19 protein-coding genes and 1 other RNA gene are annotated in these 18507 nt (G+C 37.2%); 9 read left to right on the top strand and 11 right to left on the bottom strand.

What is annotated here, in order from left to right; all coding sequences use genetic code 11:
* Nucleotides 1–17: 17 nt before the first annotated feature.
* From TAGGR_RS01785 to accC, 6 genes are all read right to left on the bottom strand, one after another.
* Nucleotides 18–470 (bottom strand): hypothetical protein, encoded by a 453-nt coding sequence (locus tag TAGGR_RS01785; RefSeq protein ID WP_153000412.1) that lies wholly within the window; start codon nt 468–470, stop codon nt 18–20.
* A gap of 3 nt (nt 471–473) precedes the next feature.
* A complete protein-coding gene (locus TAGGR_RS01780) occupies nt 474–1193 on the bottom strand; it encodes a HesA/MoeB/ThiF family protein (RefSeq protein ID WP_059175650.1) in 720 nt (239 codons plus the stop codon).
* Nucleotides 1181–2167 (bottom strand): tryptophan--tRNA ligase, encoded by a 987-nt coding sequence (gene trpS, locus TAGGR_RS01775; RefSeq protein WP_059175649.1) that lies wholly within the window; start codon nt 2165–2167, stop codon nt 1181–1183. The genes TAGGR_RS01780 and trpS overlap by 13 nt, the downstream gene beginning before the upstream one ends.
* A gap of 85 nt (nt 2168–2252) precedes the next feature.
* Nucleotides 2253–2912: a site-2 protease family protein gene (locus TAGGR_RS01770; protein WP_059175648.1), complete on the bottom strand. Its 660-nt coding sequence runs from the start codon at nt 2910–2912 to the stop codon at nt 2253–2255.
* A complete protein-coding gene (oadA, locus tag TAGGR_RS01765; RefSeq protein WP_059175647.1) occupies nt 2912–4735 on the bottom strand; it encodes a sodium-extruding oxaloacetate decarboxylase subunit alpha in 1824 nt (607 codons plus the stop codon). The genes TAGGR_RS01770 and oadA overlap by 1 nt, the downstream gene beginning before the upstream one ends.
* Before the next feature lie 21 nt (nt 4736–4756).
* On the bottom strand, nt 4757–6172 hold the full coding sequence (accC, locus tag TAGGR_RS01760; protein WP_059175646.1) for an acetyl-CoA carboxylase biotin carboxylase subunit: 1416 nt from the start codon (nt 6170–6172) through the stop codon (nt 4757–4759).
* Between the two features lie 79 nt (nt 6173–6251).
* On the opposite strand from accC, the gene mqnE reads away from it, so the two are divergent.
* The 9 genes from mqnE (at nt 6252) to TAGGR_RS10210 (ending at nt 14730) form a co-directional block, all read left to right on the top strand.
* On the top strand, nt 6252–7325 hold the full coding sequence (gene mqnE, locus TAGGR_RS01755) for an aminofutalosine synthase MqnE (RefSeq protein WP_059175645.1): 1074 nt from the start codon (nt 6252–6254) through the stop codon (nt 7323–7325).
* Nucleotides 7319–8407, top strand: coding sequence for a cyclic dehypoxanthinyl futalosine synthase (gene mqnC, locus TAGGR_RS01750; RefSeq protein ID WP_059175644.1), 1089 nt, complete (start codon nt 7319–7321; stop codon nt 8405–8407). The genes mqnE and mqnC overlap by 7 nt, the downstream gene beginning before the upstream one ends.
* On the top strand, nt 8391–9332 hold the full coding sequence (locus TAGGR_RS01745; protein WP_059175643.1) for an NAD(P)/FAD-dependent oxidoreductase: 942 nt from the start codon (nt 8391–8393) through the stop codon (nt 9330–9332). The genes mqnC and TAGGR_RS01745 overlap by 17 nt, the downstream gene beginning before the upstream one ends.
* Nucleotides 9333–9336: 4 nt before the next feature.
* The gene (locus tag TAGGR_RS01740; RefSeq protein WP_161936155.1) at nt 9337–9753 is read left to right on the top strand and encodes a HEAT repeat domain-containing protein; all 417 of its coding nucleotides are present in this window, start codon (nt 9337–9339) and stop codon (nt 9751–9753) included.
* Entirely contained in the window at nt 9750–10160 is a 411-nt protein-coding gene (locus tag TAGGR_RS01735) for an archease (RefSeq protein ID WP_059175641.1), read from the top strand. The genes TAGGR_RS01740 and TAGGR_RS01735 overlap by 4 nt, the downstream gene beginning before the upstream one ends.
* 41 nt (nt 10161–10201) lie before the next feature.
* Nucleotides 10202–13093 (top strand): intein-containing RtcB family protein, encoded by a 2892-nt coding sequence (locus tag TAGGR_RS01730; RefSeq protein WP_059175640.1) that lies wholly within the window; start codon nt 10202–10204, stop codon nt 13091–13093.
* Nucleotides 13090–13875, top strand: coding sequence for a menaquinone biosynthesis protein (locus TAGGR_RS01725; protein ID WP_059175639.1), 786 nt, complete (start codon nt 13090–13092; stop codon nt 13873–13875). Before TAGGR_RS01730 ends, TAGGR_RS01725 begins: the two co-directional genes overlap by 4 nt.
* A 295-nt stretch (nt 13876–14170) precedes the next feature.
* Nucleotides 14171–14296: a hypothetical protein gene (locus TAGGR_RS10990; RefSeq protein WP_269083318.1), complete on the top strand. Its 126-nt coding sequence runs from the start codon at nt 14171–14173 to the stop codon at nt 14294–14296.
* Entirely contained in the window at nt 14293–14730 is a 438-nt protein-coding gene (locus TAGGR_RS10210) for an IS1634 family transposase (protein WP_082673520.1), read from the top strand. The genes TAGGR_RS10990 and TAGGR_RS10210 overlap by 4 nt, the downstream gene beginning before the upstream one ends.
* Nucleotides 14731–14880: 150 nt before the next feature.
* Here the strand turns inward: TAGGR_RS10210 and ssrA are convergent.
* The 5 genes from ssrA to purF all read right to left on the bottom strand — a co-directional run bounded on the left by ssrA (nt 14881) and on the right by purF (nt 18457).
* Nucleotides 14881–15232, bottom strand: a transfer-messenger RNA (tmRNA) gene (gene ssrA, locus TAGGR_RS01715).
* 10 nt (nt 15233–15242) lie between these two features.
* On the bottom strand, nt 15243–15686 hold the full coding sequence (gene smpB, locus TAGGR_RS01710) for an SsrA-binding protein SmpB (protein WP_059175637.1): 444 nt from the start codon (nt 15684–15686) through the stop codon (nt 15243–15245).
* Nucleotides 15687–15725: 39 nt separating this feature from the next.
* The gene (locus TAGGR_RS01705; RefSeq protein ID WP_059175636.1) at nt 15726–15911 is read right to left on the bottom strand and encodes a hypothetical protein; all 186 of its coding nucleotides are present in this window, start codon (nt 15909–15911) and stop codon (nt 15726–15728) included.
* 9 nt (nt 15912–15920) lie between these two features.
* Nucleotides 15921–17048, bottom strand: a complete 1128-nt coding sequence (locus TAGGR_RS01700; RefSeq protein ID WP_059175635.1) for an aminopeptidase — start codon at nt 17046–17048, stop codon at nt 15921–15923.
* Nucleotides 17045–18457: an amidophosphoribosyltransferase gene (purF, locus tag TAGGR_RS01695; protein WP_059175634.1), complete on the bottom strand. Its 1413-nt coding sequence runs from the start codon at nt 18455–18457 to the stop codon at nt 17045–17047. Before purF ends, TAGGR_RS01700 begins: the two co-directional genes overlap by 4 nt.
* Nucleotides 18458–18507: the final 50 nt, after the last annotated feature.

Genomic DNA, 18507 nt, shown 5'->3' with positions numbered 1-18507 from the left:
AGTGCCTCCGGAATAGTTTAGATATTAGAAAGTTTAAGGGATAAATCGTAAAGATATTGCTGAAATTCTATCTCTGAAAGACCCTTAGGGACAGACTCATTTATAAGCATAGCTCTGAACATTTTTGTTATCAACTCAGAGGGAGCAAACTTTTTTATTTTTTCTCCCAGAGATTCTGTATAGTTGTGAATTAAAAAAGACTCAGTATACCACAGGTCTTCATTTATAGGTTTTACATGCTGGCAAAGGAGATTTTTAACTGTCTCAGGTGAAGCTCCGTTTTCAATTATGATTGCCCTTATGTCGTTGTTTAAGGTTTGAAGTCCCTTTACAGCAGGGTTCTGTCCCAGCCTGTGTCTTCCCTTTGTAATTGGTGAAAACTTTGTTAGGTTCACACCAGAGCAATAAATGTGCTTGCCATCCTCGAGAGGCTTTATTATAAAATACATGAAATCGTTAACATATTCCATGATTTAAATTTTACCACAGACAGGGCATGCGGGGTCCTTTTGTGCTTTAAAGGTTTTGAAGTCCCCGCTCATGCCATCCCATACAAAAAGCTTGTTTTTAAAGAGTTTGCCAATGCCAACAATGTATTTTATTGCTTCCAATGCCTGAAGTGCTCCTATCACACCAGGTGTTGCACCAACTACTGGAAAAGTTTCTTTTGGTGGAGCTTCAGGGAAAAGACATTTTAGACAGGGTGTTTCTGGTGGCTTAATAAAGCTTATCATTCCCTGAATACCATAAATTGCACCAAAGACAAGTGGAATGTCTTTTTTTATGGCAACTTCATTGAGAATATACCTTGTCTCAAGATTATCCATGCAATCCAGAATTATCTGTGAATCACCAACAAGTTCAAAGGCATTATCCTCTGTAATCTTTTCAGTAATTGGGATTACTTCAACATCGGGATTTATGGCAGTAAGAGTTATCTTTGCTGAAAGGGCTTTATTTATTCCAATTCTCGTATGACTGTGAAGTATCTGTCTGTTTAAATTGGTTATCTCAACTGAGTCAAAGTCACATATTATTATCCTGCCCACTCCTGCAACAGCAAGATAGATTGATACAGGACTTCCAAGACCACCTGCACCAGCAACAAAAACTGTAGAATTTTTTAACTTTTTCTGTCCTTCCTCTCCCCATCCATCTATGAGCATCTGTCTGGCATATCTTAAGAAATCCATCCTATGACCTCCTTCATCTCTTTGAGAGTTTCACCTGCTACTTTTTTTGCTTTCTTAGAGCCTTCCTGAGCAATATCAATAAGAAGCGATGGATTATCAATAAGCTTTTGCCTCTTTTCCCATATTGGTTTCAATGTTTCTATTACATGTTTTATAAGAATTTTTTTACAGTCAATGCATCCAATTTCTGCTCGGGTGCAGCCAGCTATTACTTCTTTTCTCTCTTCTTCTGTAGAAAATATTTTATGCAGGTCAAATACAGGGCATTTCTGAGGATCGCCTTTGTCTGTTCTTCTTTTTCTTGCCGGGTCTGTGACCATTGTTCTTATCTTTTCTGTAACTGTTTTCTCATCATCGCTTAAATATATTGCATTACCATAGCTTTTTGACATTTTTCTTCCATCTACTCCAGGAACTTTTGGGAACTCTGTAAGCAAAGCCTCAGGCTCAGGGAAAAACTCTTTTCCGTAAAGGTAGTTAAACCTTCTTGCAATTTCACGGGAAATCTCAAGATGGGGAATCTGATCAATCCCAACAGGCACATACTTTGCCCTGTAAATAATTATATCTGCTGTCTGAAGCACTGGATATCCAAGAAATCCATAGGTATCAAGGTCTTTATCTTTAATCTGCTCTTTTTTTTCTTTATAAGTGGGAACTCTTTCAAGCCATCCAAGAGGAGTTATCATGCTTAAAAATATGTGCAGTTCTGCATGCTCGGGAACCTGTGACTGAATAAAAATTGTTGATTTTTCTGGATCAAGACCTGCAGCTATAAAGTTCATAAGAAGATCAATCGTGTATTCTTTTATCTGTGAAGGATTTCCATATCCTGTGGTTAAGGCGTGCCAGTCTGCAACGAAAAAGTAGCACTCATATTTGTCCTGAAGCTTTACCCAGTTTGAAAGCGCTCCAATAAGATTTCCAAGATGAAGTGGTCCGCTTGGTTGCATTCCACTTAATACTCTATCCATTCGTGCCTCCTCTCCACCCTAACGGGTGATTCAAAGTTCAAGGTTCAACCGCCCTGCGGGCGATTCAAAGTTCAAAGTTCAAGGTTCAATAAAAAAGTGAAAGAATGTTGAAAAAAAGCTTTACCAGTGGCCATACAAAAACACTGGTCAAGCCTGTAATAATCATTAATATAACAATCAAAGAGCCGAAAGGTTCAATTCTTTCCATCAATTGAGAATACCTAAGTGGTAACACACCCATTAGAATTCTTCCTCCATCAAGAGGTGGAATAGGAATTAAATTAAAGGCTGCGAGAACAATGTTAATCATGATTGTTGCTTTAAGAATCAAAACAATTGGATCAAATATAAAATCAGGTATAGCACCCATAAGCGGTAAAATGAGCCATTTAATTAGAATTGTACAGACTATTGCAACGGCAAGATTTGCCGCAGGTCCTCCTGCTGCACATAGAGCCATTCCTGCACGGGGATTTTTGAAGTTGTAAGGATTTACGGGAACGGGCTTTGCATAACCAAAAACCCATTGCCCACTTGTAAGTATCAGCAACATAAAAGGCATTATTATAGTTCCAAAAGGATCAATATGAGATATGGGATTTAGAGTGAGTCTTCCTGATAGTTTTGCCGTATTGTCACCAAGTTTGTATGCGACCCAGCCATGTGCAAGCTCGTGAAACACGATCGCAATCAATACGGCAGGCGCTGAAATTATAATCTGTCTTATAATGCCTGTAAAATCCATTATCTTATCCTTATCATCACTTCATCAGGATTTACCATGTCACCCTCTTTTATGTAGATTTCTTCAACTACACCATCAATTGGTGAGTGAATCTCATTTTCCATCTTCATTGCCTCAACTATTACAACAGTATCTCCTGCACTGACTTTATCACCTTTTTTGACCTTAATTTTCACAACTGTTCCTGGCATTGGTGAGGATATATCACCTGGCTCAGATGGTCTTGGTCTTATAGATTCCTTTGGTTTTATCTCAACCTTGCCTTCTTCACTTGGCACAATCTCCTGCAATGGTTCAACTATGACTTCAACAAGTTGATTGTTTACATAAAGAAAATAGGGTCTCTTTCCATCAACTTTATGTCCTTTGCCTCCAACCTTTACATGATAGGATTCACCGTATAGATTTATCATAAACTCTGTTGGAGCAAGACTTGGAGCAGGTTTAGCCTCCTCTTTTTTCGGTGCCGGTATCTCCTCTTTAATCCCCTTTTCCTTTGCTTCAAGAAATTCGAGATATATTTTAGGAAAGAGACAATAACTGAGCACATCTTCATCGGAACGGGCTTTATCTTTTAGTTCTGCCTTTGCTTTTTCAAACTCAGGCTCAAGAAGATCTGCCGGTCTGCAGGTTATAAATTCTTCATCACCAAGTATTTTTTTTCTGACCTCTTCATTTACCGGTGCAGGTGGTTTACCATAAAGACCTTTAAAATAATTCTTTGTTTCTGTAGTTACCATTTTATATCTCTCACCGGTAAGCACATTCAAAGTTGCCTGTGTTCCCACAATCTGACTTGAAGGAGTAACCAGAGGTGGATATCCAAAGTCCTCTCTTACTCGTGGAATTTCCTCTAAAACTTCTTTCATTCTGTGCAGAGCATTCTGTTCTCTTAGTTGATTAACAAGATTACTTAACATTCCACCCGGAACCTGATAAACAATAACTTTTGGGTCTGGCCCAATGTATTCACTTTCAAGGGATTTATACTTTTTTCTTACTTCATAGAAGTAGTCGGCAATTTCATCAAGAAGTTCCATATTAAATTTAGGGTCTCTTTCAGTTCCTTTTAGTATATGACATATTGTTTCAAGCGGAGGTTGAGATGTTCCACCAGCCATTGTTGAGATGGAAGTATCAACTATATCAACTCCTGCTTCAATTGCCTTGATTGTAGTTGCAACTGCCATACCTGCTGTATCATGAGTATGAAGATGAATTGGTAGATCTATCTCTTCTTTCAATCTTTTTATAAGTTCATAGGCTGTATATGGATCAAGAAGCCCTGCCATGTCCTTTATGCATATTATATGAGCCCCCATGTCTCTAAGCTTTTTTGCAAGTTCAACAAAGTAATCTATGGTGTAAATGGGTCCTATTGTATAGCAGAAGGCTGCCTCTACAGTTCCACCATACTTTAGTGTTGCTTTTATAGAGCTTTCCATATTTCTTAAGTCGTTGAGAGCATCAAAAATTCTTAAAATATCTATGCCGTTTTCAATTGTTTTTTCCACAAACTTCTCAACCACATCATCGGGATAATGTCTGTATCCAACAAGATTCTGTCCTCTTAAAAGCATCTGAAGTTTCGTATTTTTAACAAGTGTTCTTATGGTTCTCAATCTTTCCCAGGGGTCTTCCCTTAAAAATCTCAAGCAACTGTCAAAAGTTGCACCACCCCATACTTCAAGAGAATGAAACCCTACCTGATCCATTTTTTCGGCAATCGGGACTATATCTTCAAGCTTCATTCTTGTAGCATGAAGGCTCTGATGGGCATCTCGAAAAGTTGTATCCATAATTTTAACAGGTGAATTAGACATCTTTACACCTCACTAATTTATTTAAACTCTGCTGTGTGCAACAATTGCAGCAGACAATACCACTGCAAGATCAAAGGGATCTTTTTCTTCACTATAAATAAGGCTCGGAAGTTTTTCTTCTAAATACTTTGTGCTAAAGTTGCCTTTACGGAAGTCTTCATCTTCCATGATTTTTATGTATAAGGGGATTGTTGTTTTAACTCCTCTGATTATATACTCACTCAAAGCACGGTGCATTCTTCTTACAACTTCCTCCCATGTGCGACCACGAGCTACAAGTTTTGCTAAGAGAGAGTCATAATATGGTGGAACATGATAACCTTCTGTAACATGTCCGTCTATTCTTATTCCAAATCCTCCTGGAGAATAATAGGCAGTGACAACTCCTGTAGATGGAAGAAAGTCGTTTAAAGGGTCTTCAGCATTAATTCTACACTGAATCGCATATCCACTTAGCATTACCTCATATTGTTTTATGCTCAGAGGTTCACCACAGGCAATCTTTATCATGTTTTGAACAAGATCAATGCCTGTAATTTCCTCTGTTATTGTATGCTCAACCTGTATTCTTGTGTTCATCTCAAGGAAGTAGTAATTTAGATTTTCATCAACAAGAAACTCAACTGTTCCTACATTATCATAGCCAACTTCATAGGCAAGTCTCTTTGCTGCTTCACCCATCTGAGCTCTTACCTTTTCTGTAAGCAAAAGAGAAGGAGCTATCTCTATTAACTTTTGATGCCTTCTCTGTATTGAGCAGTCTCTCTCTCCGAGATGAATTATGTTGCCGTATCTGTCAGCCATAATTTGAATTTCTATGTGATGTGGTCTTTCAAGGTATTTTTCTATAAAAAATCTCTCATCACCAAAGGCTTTTTTTGCCTCTGACATGGCAATTGGTATCTGTCTCCGTAAGGATTCTTCATCATAGCAGATTCTTAAACCTCTACCACCTCCTCCTGCAACAGCTTTAATCATCACAGGATAGCCAATTTCTTTGGCTGCAGCTACTGCCTCATCAATGCCTTTTAAAGGAGGAGTGCCCGGTAAAAGCGGAATGCCAAGCTTTTCAGCAATCTTGCGTGCCTGATCTTTAAGCCCCATTTTTCTAATTGCATTTGCATTAGGACCAATGAAAGTTATTCCAGCCTGTGCACAGGCTTCAGCAAACTGAGGATTTTCAGCAAGAAAACCGTATCCTGGATGTATTGCATCAGCTCCAACATTTTTTGCAAGCTCAACTATTCCATAAATATTAAGATAACCTCTCAGCGGACCCGGGGTTACAAGATAGGCTTCATCGGCTTTTTTTACATATCTTGCAGTTGCATCAGGTTCACAGTATATGGCAACAGTACGTATGCCGAGCTCTTTACAGGCACGGATTATTCTTAATGCAATCTCTCCTCTGTTTGCAATCAAAACTTTTTTAAACATAGCCCGCCTCTTAATGGTAAATATAAAAATTTTAAATTAAAACTTAAAATAAATCAATAAGCAGTGCTATAATAAGCTTATGTTTGGCGAAATAAGAAGAAAAATTAAAGAAGGAGAGAGACTTTCCAGAGAGGAAGCACTATTTCTTTTCAATTCAGACAATATTTACGAGCTCGGTGAAATGGCAGATGAGGTTTCAAGAAAGTTCAATTCAAACAGAGTTTATTTTATCGTAAACAGACACATTAATCCCACAAATATATGTGTCAACAGATGCAGATTCTGTGCCTTCTCTCGGTCAAAAGGACAGGAGGGTGCTTATGAACTAAGTATTGATGAGATAATAGCTCAGCTTAAAGATGCTGAGAGGGAAATTGGCTATCTAAGCGAAGTACATATTGTATCAGGACTTCATCCTGACTGGCAGTTTGAATACTATCTTGAGATGCTTTCTACTATTAAAAAAGAATTTCCTTCAATTGGGATAAAGGCATTCACAGCAGTAGAGATTGATTATTTTGCAAGGAAATCGGGTTTAACTGTAGAACAAACCCTAATTAAACTTAAAGAAGCAGGGCTTGATTTAATGCCAGGGGGAGGAGCTGAAATTTTCAATTCTCATGTAAGAGCTAAAATATGTCCAGAAAAAATATCAGGCGAAAGATGGCTTGAGATAATAAAAACAGCCCATGAACTTGGAATTAAAACAAATGCTACAATGCTTTATGGACACGTTGAATCATATGAACACAGAGTTGACCATTTAATGAAATTGAGAGAACTTCAGGATCAAACAGGAGGCTTTCTTGCCTTTATACCTTTGAGTTATCAACCTGAAAACAATGAGATAAAAGTTCCCTATCCAAGTGGAATAGATGATTTAAAAACAATAGCTGTTTCAAGGCTTGTGCTTGACAACATTCCCCATATAAAAGCTTACTGGATAATGCTTGGAGAAAAACTTGCCCAGCTCTCACTGCTTTTTGGTGCTGACTGCCTTGAAGGAACAGTAATTGAAGAGAGAATTGCCCATTCAGCAGGTGCTCGTTCGAAAAAAGGTAATACCATCGAGGAACTTGTTCATCTAATAAGAGAGACAGGCAAAGTTCCTGCTCAGAGAGACAGTTTCTATAATGTGATAAAGCTATGGTAAGAGTGAGCAAAAAAGAAGCCCTTGAGATGCTAAAAGAAGCCTCAATTTATGAACTTGGAAAAGCTGCTGATGAAATAAGAAAAAAAATTCATCCAGAAGGCATTGTTACCTTTGTTGTTGATAGAAATATTAACTATACAAACATATGTATTAATCGCTGCAAATTCTGTGCTTTCTGGAGACCGGAAGGACATCCAGAAGCCTATGTTATTACAAAACAAGAGCTTGCAAAAAAAATTCAGGAAACAGTTGAAAAAGGCGGAACCCAGATACTTCTTCAGGGAGGAGTTCACCCTAAGCTCGGGCTTGATTTTTACATTGACATGCTTAAATTCATAAAAAACAATTTCAAAATTCATGTTCATGGATTTTCACCCCCTGAGATTTCTTTTTTAAGTAGAAAAGAGGGTTTATCAATAAAAGAAGTTCTTGAAAAACTAAGACAGGCAGGACTTGACTCAATTCCTGGTGGCGGTGCAGAGATACTCTCTGACAGAGTAAGGCAACTTCAGTCTCCCAATAAAATAAAAACAGCGGAATGGCTGGAAGTAATGCGTCGGGCACATCTTATTGGAATGAAAACCTCAGCAACAATGATGTTTGGCAGCATTGACACAGAAGAAGACATAGTTGAGCATCTTGACGCAATAAGAAGACTTCAGGATGAAACCTCTGGATTTACAGCATTTATTCCATGGAGTTTTCAGCCCGGTAACACGGAGCTTAAAAAAGAAAATCCAGAACTCATGCCCTCTGGTGCTGTTAAGTATCTGAGAGTTCTCGCATTAAGTAGAATTTACCTCGACAACTTTCCGAACATTCAGGTTTCATGGGTAACGCAGGGAATAAAAATTGCTCAGGTAGGATTACGCTTTGGTGCCAATGACTTTGGTTCTACAATGCTTGAGGAAAATGTTGTGAGGGCAGCAGGAGTCTGCTATCGTGTGAGCATGGAAGAGATAATTGAAGCTATAAAAGCTTCAGGATTTAGACCAGCCCAGAGAGATACATATTACAATATTTTGAGATTTTTCAATTTTAAAACTTTTATAGTAGGAGGTAAAAATGACAGAAATTTATGATGTAATAATAATAGGTGGAGGACCTGCGGGACTTACTGCAGGAATATACTCGGCAAGGGCAAATTTAAAAACAGTTGTACTTGATAAATCAAAGACTGCAGGAGCTCTTGCCTATGCCTCTTTGATCGAAAACTATCCTGGTCTTGAGAAACCTTTAACTGGTAAGGAACTTCTTGAAAGAATCAGGGCACAGGCACTATCCTTTGGCGTTGAATACAGGGAAGAACAGGTTGTTGGGGTTGATCTGGTATCTGAAACAAAGGAAGTTGTAACAATGGCTGGTAGTTATAGAGGAAAAGCAGTCATAATAGCAACAGGCTCTATGGGAAGAAAGCCAACAATCAAGGGTGAAGGAGAACTTCTTGGCAGAGGTGTAAGCTACTGTGCAGTATGTGATGCTCCCTTTTTCAGAGGAAAGACTGTGGCAGTGCTTGGTGACAGTGAAGAAGCTGCTAAAGAAGCATTGTATTTAAGAGAATTTGCTGATAAGGTTTTTCTGATAACTTCCTCTTCAAAATTAAAGGTAGAATCTGGTCATCCTGTCTATGAGAATCCAAAAATTGAGATATTAACTTCCCATTCAATAAAAGAGATAACAGGAACAGATTTTGTTACAGGAGTGTTATTAAAAGAACCTGAAGGAGCAGAAAAACATATTGAAGTTTCAGGAGTTTTTGTTTATATTCAAGGTTCTCAACCAATTACTGATTTTCTTGGAGAGACTATAAAGGTTGATGAAAAAGGATTTATTGTGGTAGATAATTTCATGCAAACAAATATTCAGGGAGTTTTTGCAGCAGGAGATGTGGCAAGTCCTCATACAAGACAGGTTGTCATTGCCTGTGCTCAGGGTGCAATTGCCGCACTTTCTGCAGAAAAATACATAAGAGGAAGAAGTCGTATAAAATCTGACTGGCATGGGTGAGAATATGAGCAATAATGGTAAAAGTTTTAGCAACTGGGAAGGTGAAGCCTTTGAGGAGATGCTTTTTGATTATCTTGACAATGGCTATCTTGAAAACATAATTACCTTTTTTGAGCATGAACCTGAGCAGATTAAGTTAATACCGAAAATGATTGCTGATGAAAGATTAAGAGTTAAAGTGGGAGCATTTGCAATAATTGAAGAAATAAAGCTAAAAAATCCTGCCTTACTGCAGGAAATCGTGCCTGATATTATCAGACTCTTAAAATCAGAAGGAAAAAACATTCGGGGAGATGCAGCCTATGCTCTTGAAATAATTGGTGATTCTTCTGCAAAACCTGCATTGATTGATGCTTTATCAAAGGAAGAAGACCCTCAGGTTAAGGAGTTTATTGAAGATGCATTAAGAAGCATAAAATGAGTTACAGAGCTATAGATGTCGCAGGAGATATTGGATTAAGAGCAGAAGGAAAAACCCTTGAAGAATGCTTTGTAAATGCAGGATTGGGTCTTTATAGCTTAATTACTGATATAAATCTTGTAAAACCTGCACAGAAAAGCGAGATTTCTATCTCAGAAGAAACACTCGAAGACCTTCTTGTAAGCTTTCTAAATGAGCTTATTTTCCAGTTTGATGCCTATGGATTTATTGGAAGAGAAATAAAATTAGAGCTTAAAGAAAAAAGTCTAAAGGCGGAAGTCTATGGCGAGAGTTTTAACCCGGAAAAACATGAAAGAAAACTCCTCGTAAAAGCCGCCACATATCACAATCTTGTTCTAAAAAAAGAAAACGATTACTGGATAGCAGAGATAATTTTTGATATTTAAAGCTATAATAAAATTAAAGCCAGCCTCAAAGGAGGTGTCCCATGCCAAAAATAGAAGGAACAGAAAGAATAGACCAATACAGGCTTAGAGTACCAAAGGGATTTGTTCAGGGAATGAGAACTGAAGGAATTATTTTTGTAGATGAAACCCTTGAACAGGAACTTGAGCTTGAATCCGTAAGACAGGTTGCCAATGTGGCAACTCTTCCTGGAATTGTTGGAAAATCTCTTGCAATGCCAGATATTCATACAGGCTATGGCTTTCCTATTGGTGGAGTTGCAGCCTTTGATGCAGAGGAAGGAGTTATCTCTCCTGGAGGTGTGGGATACGATATTAACTGCCTAAGTCCGGGGTGTAAAATTTTAACTGAACATGGTTATTGGATAAGTATTGAAGATGTCTTTGATAAATATAGAGGGGAAAGATTAAAGCTATTTAATTCAGAAGAAGGACACAATGACTGTTCTGATGTTTTACTTGCTACCAGAAGACAAATAGATGAAAAGGAATCTGCTTTGAGAATTGTTACTGAAACAGGGAGATTAATTGAGGGGAGTAAGGAGCATCCCATTTTAACACCTCAAGGTTATGTGAGCTTAGAAAATATCAAGGAAGACGACTATATTGTAGTTTATCCCTTTGAAGGAGTTGAATATGAGGAAAAAGAAGGAGTGATTATTGATGAAGGCAGTTTTCAAGGAGAAGATCCACAGATTATTCAATATTTAAGGGCACGAAAAATTCTACCTCTCAGATGGAATGACTCTTTCGCTGGAATCTTGGCAAGAGTTATTGGATTTGCTTTTGGACACAGGCATTTAGGAACTATGCAGGGGAGACTAACAGTCAGCTTTTATGGAAAGGCTAATAATCTAAATGAATTGATGAAAGATTTAGAAAAAATTGGAATTTCTTCAGTTTTACATGTGAGAGAGAGAACATACTCAATTGAAACTGTAAGCGGAAATTATGAAGGAAAATCTAAATCTGCTGAATTAAGAATTGCGTCAAGAGCCTTTGCCCTATTACTCAAAAAACTTGGTGTTCCATTTGGTAAGAAAACAGAAATAGCTTATGATGTTCCTGACTGGATAATGAAAGCACCTTTATGGATTAAAAGAAATTTTTTAGCAGGATTTTTTGGTGCTGACGGTAGTATTTTGAATTTTAAAAAATGCACTCCACTGCCAATTAATCTTACACAGGCGAAGAAAAAGGATTTAGAGGATAGTCTTTTTGATTTTCTGAAAAGAATTAAAAGCCTTCTAGAAGAATTCGGAATTCACTGCATTATATACAAGATTAAATCAAAAAATAATGTTACCTACAGGCTTTCTATTGTTGGAGAGGAAAACATAAAAGTTTTTTTGGGAAAAATAAATTATGAATATGACTTAGAAAAAAAAGAAAGGGCGCTTTTTGGATATGCCTATCTTACAAGAAAAACACTAATTAAAGATTTAATAACAAAGGCATATGAAACTGCTTTAAAGATCTATAAAAATACTAAAAGCTTACAAAAGGCTCACGATTCAGTTAAAGATCTTGTAAACAGAAGATTTGTTGAAAGACATTTATACAGGAGGCATAGCAAAGTAAGAGTTCCTAAAACATTCCCAGAATTTAAAGAGTTTGTAAAAGAATTTGGAGTCAAAGGGGGTTTTGTAAAGGAAAAAATTATCCAAAAAAAAGAAATAATCCCTGAATATAACTATTTTTACGATATAGGGGTATACCACAGGGCTCACAATTTTATAGCAAATGGAGTGGTTGTTCATAACTGTGGAGTCAGGCTTCTTAAGAGCAATCTCACAAAGGAGGAAGTTGAACCGAAACTTAAAGAGCTTGTTGATTTACTTTATACGCATATTCCCTCAGGTGTAGGCTCAACTGGAAAAATAAAACTTAATCATGAAGAGCTTAAAAAAGTGGTCCGTAAAGGTGCTATATGGGCAGTGGAGCACGGCTATGGTGAACCAGATGATCTTCAGAGAATTGAATCCTATGGATGCCTTGAAGGTGCTGATCCTGAAGTTATCAGTAAAAAAGCCTATGAGAGAGGTAAAGATCAGTTAGGAACTCTTGGTTCAGGTAATCACTTTCTTGAGATTCAGTATGTTGATGAAGTTTATGAACCAGAGATTGCTCAGGCTATGGGATTGTTTAAGAATCAAATTACTGTAATGATTCATAGTGGATCTCGTGGTTTCGGTCATCAAATATGTGATGACTATGTAAAGGAGATGTTGCAGGCAGTAAAAAAATACGGAATAGAACTTCCAGACAGAGAGCTTGCCTGTGCTCCATTTCGAAGCAGAGAGGGTGGAAAGTATTTTGCTGCTATGAAAGGTGCTGCTAACTATGCATGGGCAAATAGACAGTGTCTTATGCACTGGACAAGAGAGGTATTTCTGATGCTTTTCAGGTTATCACCTAAAGATCTCGGAATGAAGGTTGTCTTTGATGTTGCCCATAACATTGCAAAAGAGGAGTTTCATACAATAAATGGCAAAAAAATGCGTTTAATTGTTCATAGAAAAGGTGCAACTCGAGCATTTCCAAAAGGTCATCCAGAATTACCCGAATGCTATAAAGAAATTGGTCAGCCTGTTATTATTCCAGGAGACATGGGTAGGGTTTCCTTTGTTCTTGTCGGACTTCCTAAAGCAATGGAAGAGACCTTTGGTTCAACCTGTCATGGTGCAGGAAGGCTTCTCAGTAGAAATCAGGCGATAAAACAGGCAAAGGGAAGATCGATCAAACAAGAACTTGCTGAAAAAGGTATTATCGTGAGGTCTGCTGGCAAGGAAACACTGGCTGAAGAGATGCCAGATGCTTATAAAAATGTATCAAATGTAGTTGATGTTGTTCATAATGCAGGAATTGCAAAAAAAGTTGTAAAACTTAGACCAATGGGGGTAATTAAAGGATGAAGTTAAAGGTTGGCTGGATTCAGTATGCAAATGTTTATCCCATATTTTATGTTCTTGAAAAGGAAGGTTTAATCACAGAAGACATTCATTTCGTAAAAGGAGTCCCTTCTCAGCTTAACTGGGCATTGAGAAATGATTTAATTGATTTAAGTCCTTCTTCCTCAGTTGAGTATTTACTTAATCAAGAGATATATGACTATGTTGATGGAATTTGTATAAGCTCAAAAGAATATGTTGGAAGCGTACTTTTTTTCAGTGATTATGATTTAAAAACCCTTGATGCTAAAAAAATACTGCTTACAGATCAGTCAGCCACTTCTCATCTATTATTAAGGGTAATATTAGAAAAATTTTTAGAATTAAAACCAGAGTATGACATCTCATCAGCACCTTTCACTGGAGAGTCTTTCTTGCTGATAGGTGACGATGCTCTAAAATATAGAAAAATTCTAAATAACAAAAAAGTTTATGACCTTGCAAATCTATGGTATAACTATACGGGACTTCCCTTTGTTTTTGCATTATGGATTGTTAGAAAAGAAATCACAAAGCCTGATAATGAGCTTTACAGAATTTATCTCAAATTTAAGGAAAATCTAATTTATGCAAAAAATCAATGGATGAAATACTCTGAAGAGATGGTGGAAGCCTATAACTTAAAAAAATTTATGACAAAGGATGAAATACTATTTTACTGGAAAGAAAATATGGATTATAACTTCACAGAAACACACAAAAAAAGTTTAAAACTTTTTGAATCTTATATCAGTTCACTAAAATAGCGAGAGAACCAAGAGGATGTTCATACTATTTTCCGTAAAGTCTTCCTGACTTTGTCAGTTGGAGGCTAATTTTTGCAATTTTATCGTCGTAAACCGTTGAAAAATCTACATTCTAATTTTTTACCCGACTTTGACAGTTTTAGCTCAAAATTACCCCTTTCACAAAACCTAACTCTTTGATTTTTTCTACATTTTCATTTTTTAACTTTATAATTTTTCTCCATTTTGTAGTAACATAAATTATCTATCTTTATCGCACCTTACCATTGTAGTAATCTAAATCAGGAGCACAAATATGTTTATCCGAAGAGTAAAAGGTGGCTCAAAGCACAAACCAATAACATATCTACAGCTTGTCCATTCCTACAGGGATGAACTTGGCTTAAGAGAAAACTCAATCAAGGTCAAAAAAGCCTTATAAAGCCCTCTTACAGCAAATACCTGAGAGTAAAGCATAAAGAGGTATCCATAGATGAAGAGAAAATAAAGCAGGAGTCCCGATGGGATGGATATTTTGGATATGTAACAAACAACAGCCATCTTACAGAGGAGCAAGTTGTTGGAGCATACAAAATGCTTTACAAGATAGAGGAATCATTCAGATGCATGAAAAGCAGTCTTGACCTGAGACCCGTGTATCACTGGACTGAAAGAAGGATAAAGGGACATATAATGCTATGTTTTTTAAGCTTTTACGTATTAAGAGTAATACAGAGGAAGTTAACAGAGGCAGGGCTTTACATAACGGCAGAGCAAGCGATTGAGGAACTTGACAGAGTAAGAGCGATAAAGATAAAGACGGAAAAAACAGAGGTTTATGCAAGGACAGCTGCAGAGAGAGTAATCAGATATTGAGAGCCTTAGGAGTAAAAATCCCGCCAGTAATCCTCAAAGAAATTGTAGTGGAGTAAACAGGACAGGTGCGCCCTAACATATTGAAAATAAAGGATTTTAAATTTTTAACTGTCAAAGTCGGGAAAAAATTATTGATTTTTAAGACTTTTTTGGTGGAGGCGGCGGGAATCGAACCCGCGTCCGAAGGTGCTACCACTAAGCTTCTACATGCTTAGTGGAAGTTTTGAAATTCGGAACTTAGCTCGCCCTTCCACTGGCTCTCTAAGTTCCTACAACCCTGAGGTCTTCTCTTAAGCACCGGGTTAAATGCTTAAGAGGAGCTCTGATTTATGACGTCTTGCCTGAGCCTCAGAGCAAAACTCAGGAAGACGGCTGCTTTTAATTAAGCAGCGAGTGCCAATTCAGAGTTGGCAGTTGTGTTTTTCCCACCTTTTTTACGTGGCGGTGAGGACCACGGCATGCAGCTTAGCTCTCACTACCTCCGTCGAGTCCTTTCGCCCCCTTGTTAAAGATCACTTGTTTTTAATGGCACGCTCAATTTCTCTTTGAGCCTCTTTCTTTTTAATTATATCTCTTTTTTCGTATTTCTTTCTACCTTTTGCAAGGGCTATCTCGACCTTAACATAAGGACCTTTGAAATATAGTTTTAATGGAATAAGAGTATAACCCTGTCTTTGAACTTTACCGCTGAGTCTTTCTATCTCTTTTTTATGTAAAAGAAGTTTTCTTGTTCTTAATGGGTCATGATTATAGATATTTCCATGACTGTAAGGGCTTATATGACAGTTAAGAAGCCAGGCTTCTCCATCTTTTATTATTACATAACTGTCTTTTAAGTTTGCTTTTCCTTCTCTTAAGGACTTTACTTCAGTTCCAGTTAGAACAATGCCTGCTTCAATTGTTTCTTCAATGTGGTAATCAGCGTATGCTTTTTTATTCTGGCAGATTATTTTCATTGAAACTTCCTTTGCTTACAGCAAAGGATTCTTTCTTCTTCAAGCAACTACCTTATTTTCCTGAACTATGCATTTTTCTGTTACTGTTCCATTTGGCGTGAATATTTGAAATCTGGCATCATCAATCATGTCAAGAGTTTTAAATGTTTGAATCATCTCCATGATGGCTCGTTGAATTTTCTCAACCGGTAAATCTTTAAACTCTATCTCTATCTGTGCTTTCATAACTAAATATTATACCAGAAAAGAACCGTTTTCAAGAATTTTTATCTTCTCTCCCTTATCGGTAATACCATAAAGTGTTGGTTTAAAAAATATATAATCCTGATGAAAGGGAGTTCTGATTTTACCACCAAAAGATGAGTTATCCCCAAAAGCAATATGAACTGTACCAAGAATTTTTTCTGACTCAAGTATGTTGTCTGGTCTGCTTGCTTTATCATTAATACCTATGCCAAGCTCAGCAATATTGTTGTTTTCTGGTGCTTCATTCAGTTTTCTTTCAAGCTCATCTTTATAAGGGTCGTTTCCTTCTATTGAGACAACTTTACCATGTTTAACATTTAAAATCAAAGGTGAGTTTAGTTTTCTCGTAGGTGCCCACTCTATAACGAGTCTTCCCTCTGCTGTACCCTCAAGAGGAGCTAAAAAAACTTCTCCTGCCGGTAAATTTCCGAAGGCTCCTTTTCTGGTTAAAATTCCTGAATCAACATACACTTTTCTTTTTCCCTTCAATAACTTAATCTCTGTGCCATTTGGTGTATTTACGTGAATTTTTGATATGCTGTCAAGCACTCTCTTTAATGCCACTCCTCTTTTTTTGATTTGTTTCCAGTCTGCACACATTGCTCCATCAAGCATTGAAATATCAAAAAGTGGCATGCTGGCATATTTTGTACCACAGAGTTTGGTAAGTAAATCTCTAAAATTTGTGTGACTGGTAGAAAAATTGGAGAGGGCAATTACTGCATTGATAGCGTTACTAAAGTTTTCTTTGATTATTTTCTTTACCATGAGTTTTTCTTTTTTAGAGATATTTTTACTGAGAAGTTTTTCAAACAATCCTGTTTTTTTAAGATTATCTATAGCTCTGTCTCCAAAGGCAAGTCTCCATATTTTCTCCGGTGGTTCCATTCCATGAACTCCAAGTGATGGATACTCTGCATAGATGACTTTTCTACAAAAAGTTTTTCCTACCTGTTGAAGTTTTTTTGCCACTTCCAACAGTGCATTTCTTCTTGTTCTTTCATTTTCTGGGATAACTTCGTCTTCCCTTATGGTGTCAGTAAAAATAAGAACATTCTCATCTTTCTTGATTTTAAGATTTGTTTTATAAATATTTATAAGAGGTTCTACATTCATGAAAAAAGCTCCATCTGAGTGATTTTCTTATGTTCAAACTCGATGGGATATTTACAGTTAAAGCATGCCATGCAGTAAAGGTCAGAATTGGGAATGATTTTTTTCAATCCTTCAAGGCTTAGATAACCAAGCGAGTCTGCAGTGATGTATTTTCTTATTTCTTCAATTTTGTGAGATGAAGCAATAAGCTCCTGTCTTGTTGGTGTGTCTATTCCATAAAAGCATGGTCCTACGGTTGGTGGGGAGCTTATTCTCATATGAACTTCCTTTGCTCCTCCAAGTTCTCTTATCATTTTCACGATTTTTTTTGAAGTTGTACCTCTTACAATTGAGTCATCAATTACAATAACTTTTTTACCTTTTAAGACTTCTCTTACAGGATTAAGCTTTATTTTGACACCAAAGTGTCTTATACTCTGTTTTGGCTCTATGAATGTTCTTCCAACATAGTGATTTCTTATTAAACCAAACTCAAAGGGGATTCCACTTTGTTCAGCATATCCCAGTGCAGCAGGAACTCCACTGTCTGGGACTGGAATAACTATGTCAGCATCAATGGGATGTTCTCGTGCAAGTTGCCTGCCAAGTTCTTTCCTTATTGTGTTTACGCAGGTGTGGTCAAATATATAGCTGTCCGGTCTTGCAAAGTAAATAAACTCAAATACACAGTGAGCTTTCTTGACAGAGTTAAATATTTTTATGGATCTGGCTCCATTTTCATCTATTATCAGCATCTCACCTGGTTCAATGTCTCTTATATAGGTGGCACCAATTAGATCAAAAGCACAGGTCTCTGAAGCTAATACATAGGCATCTTTTAGCTGTCCTAATGATAATGGTCTTATTCCAAAGGGATCTCTGATAGCTATCAGTTCTTTTTCATTCATAAGAAGCAATGAAAAAGCTCCTCTTACCTGTCTTACTGCATTTGCAATTCTTTCGTGCACCTGTCCATCTTTAGCTCTTGCAATAAGATGTAAAATTATTTCACTATCAGAGGTGGTTTGAAATATTGCTCCATCTTTTTCAAGTCTGCTTTTCAATCCATCTATGTCTACGAGGTTTCCATTATGGGCAATGGCAATACTTCCGAGCGAATATGTTGCCATAAGCGGTTGCACATTTTCTATGGTGCTTGAACCAGTTGTTGAGTATCTATTGTGTCCAATTGCTATGTGTCCTGGTAGATTTCTTAAGACTTTTTCATTGAATATTTCAGCTACAAGTCCGAGGGATTTTTCAAGATAGAGCTTCACTCCATCGGATGAACAAATTCCAGCACCTTCCTGCCCGCGATGCTGAAGAGCATAAAGTCCCAAATAGGTTAGGTTGGCAGCTTCAGGATGCCCGAAGATACCGAAAATGCCACACTCTTCATGAATATCATGAAAAAGATTGTTTTTGTTCATCTTCCTGTGAAATCTTTTTTAATTTTAACATACCATAGCTTCTCATTACT

Origin of the sequence: Thermodesulfovibrio aggregans, from assembly GCF_001514535.1 — a bacterium.
Taxonomy (GTDB): Bacteria; Nitrospirota; Thermodesulfovibrionia; order Thermodesulfovibrionales; family Thermodesulfovibrionaceae; genus Thermodesulfovibrio; species Thermodesulfovibrio aggregans.
Note: the sequence above shows the minus strand (reverse complement) of the source record. Positions and strands in the feature narration are given on the sequence as shown.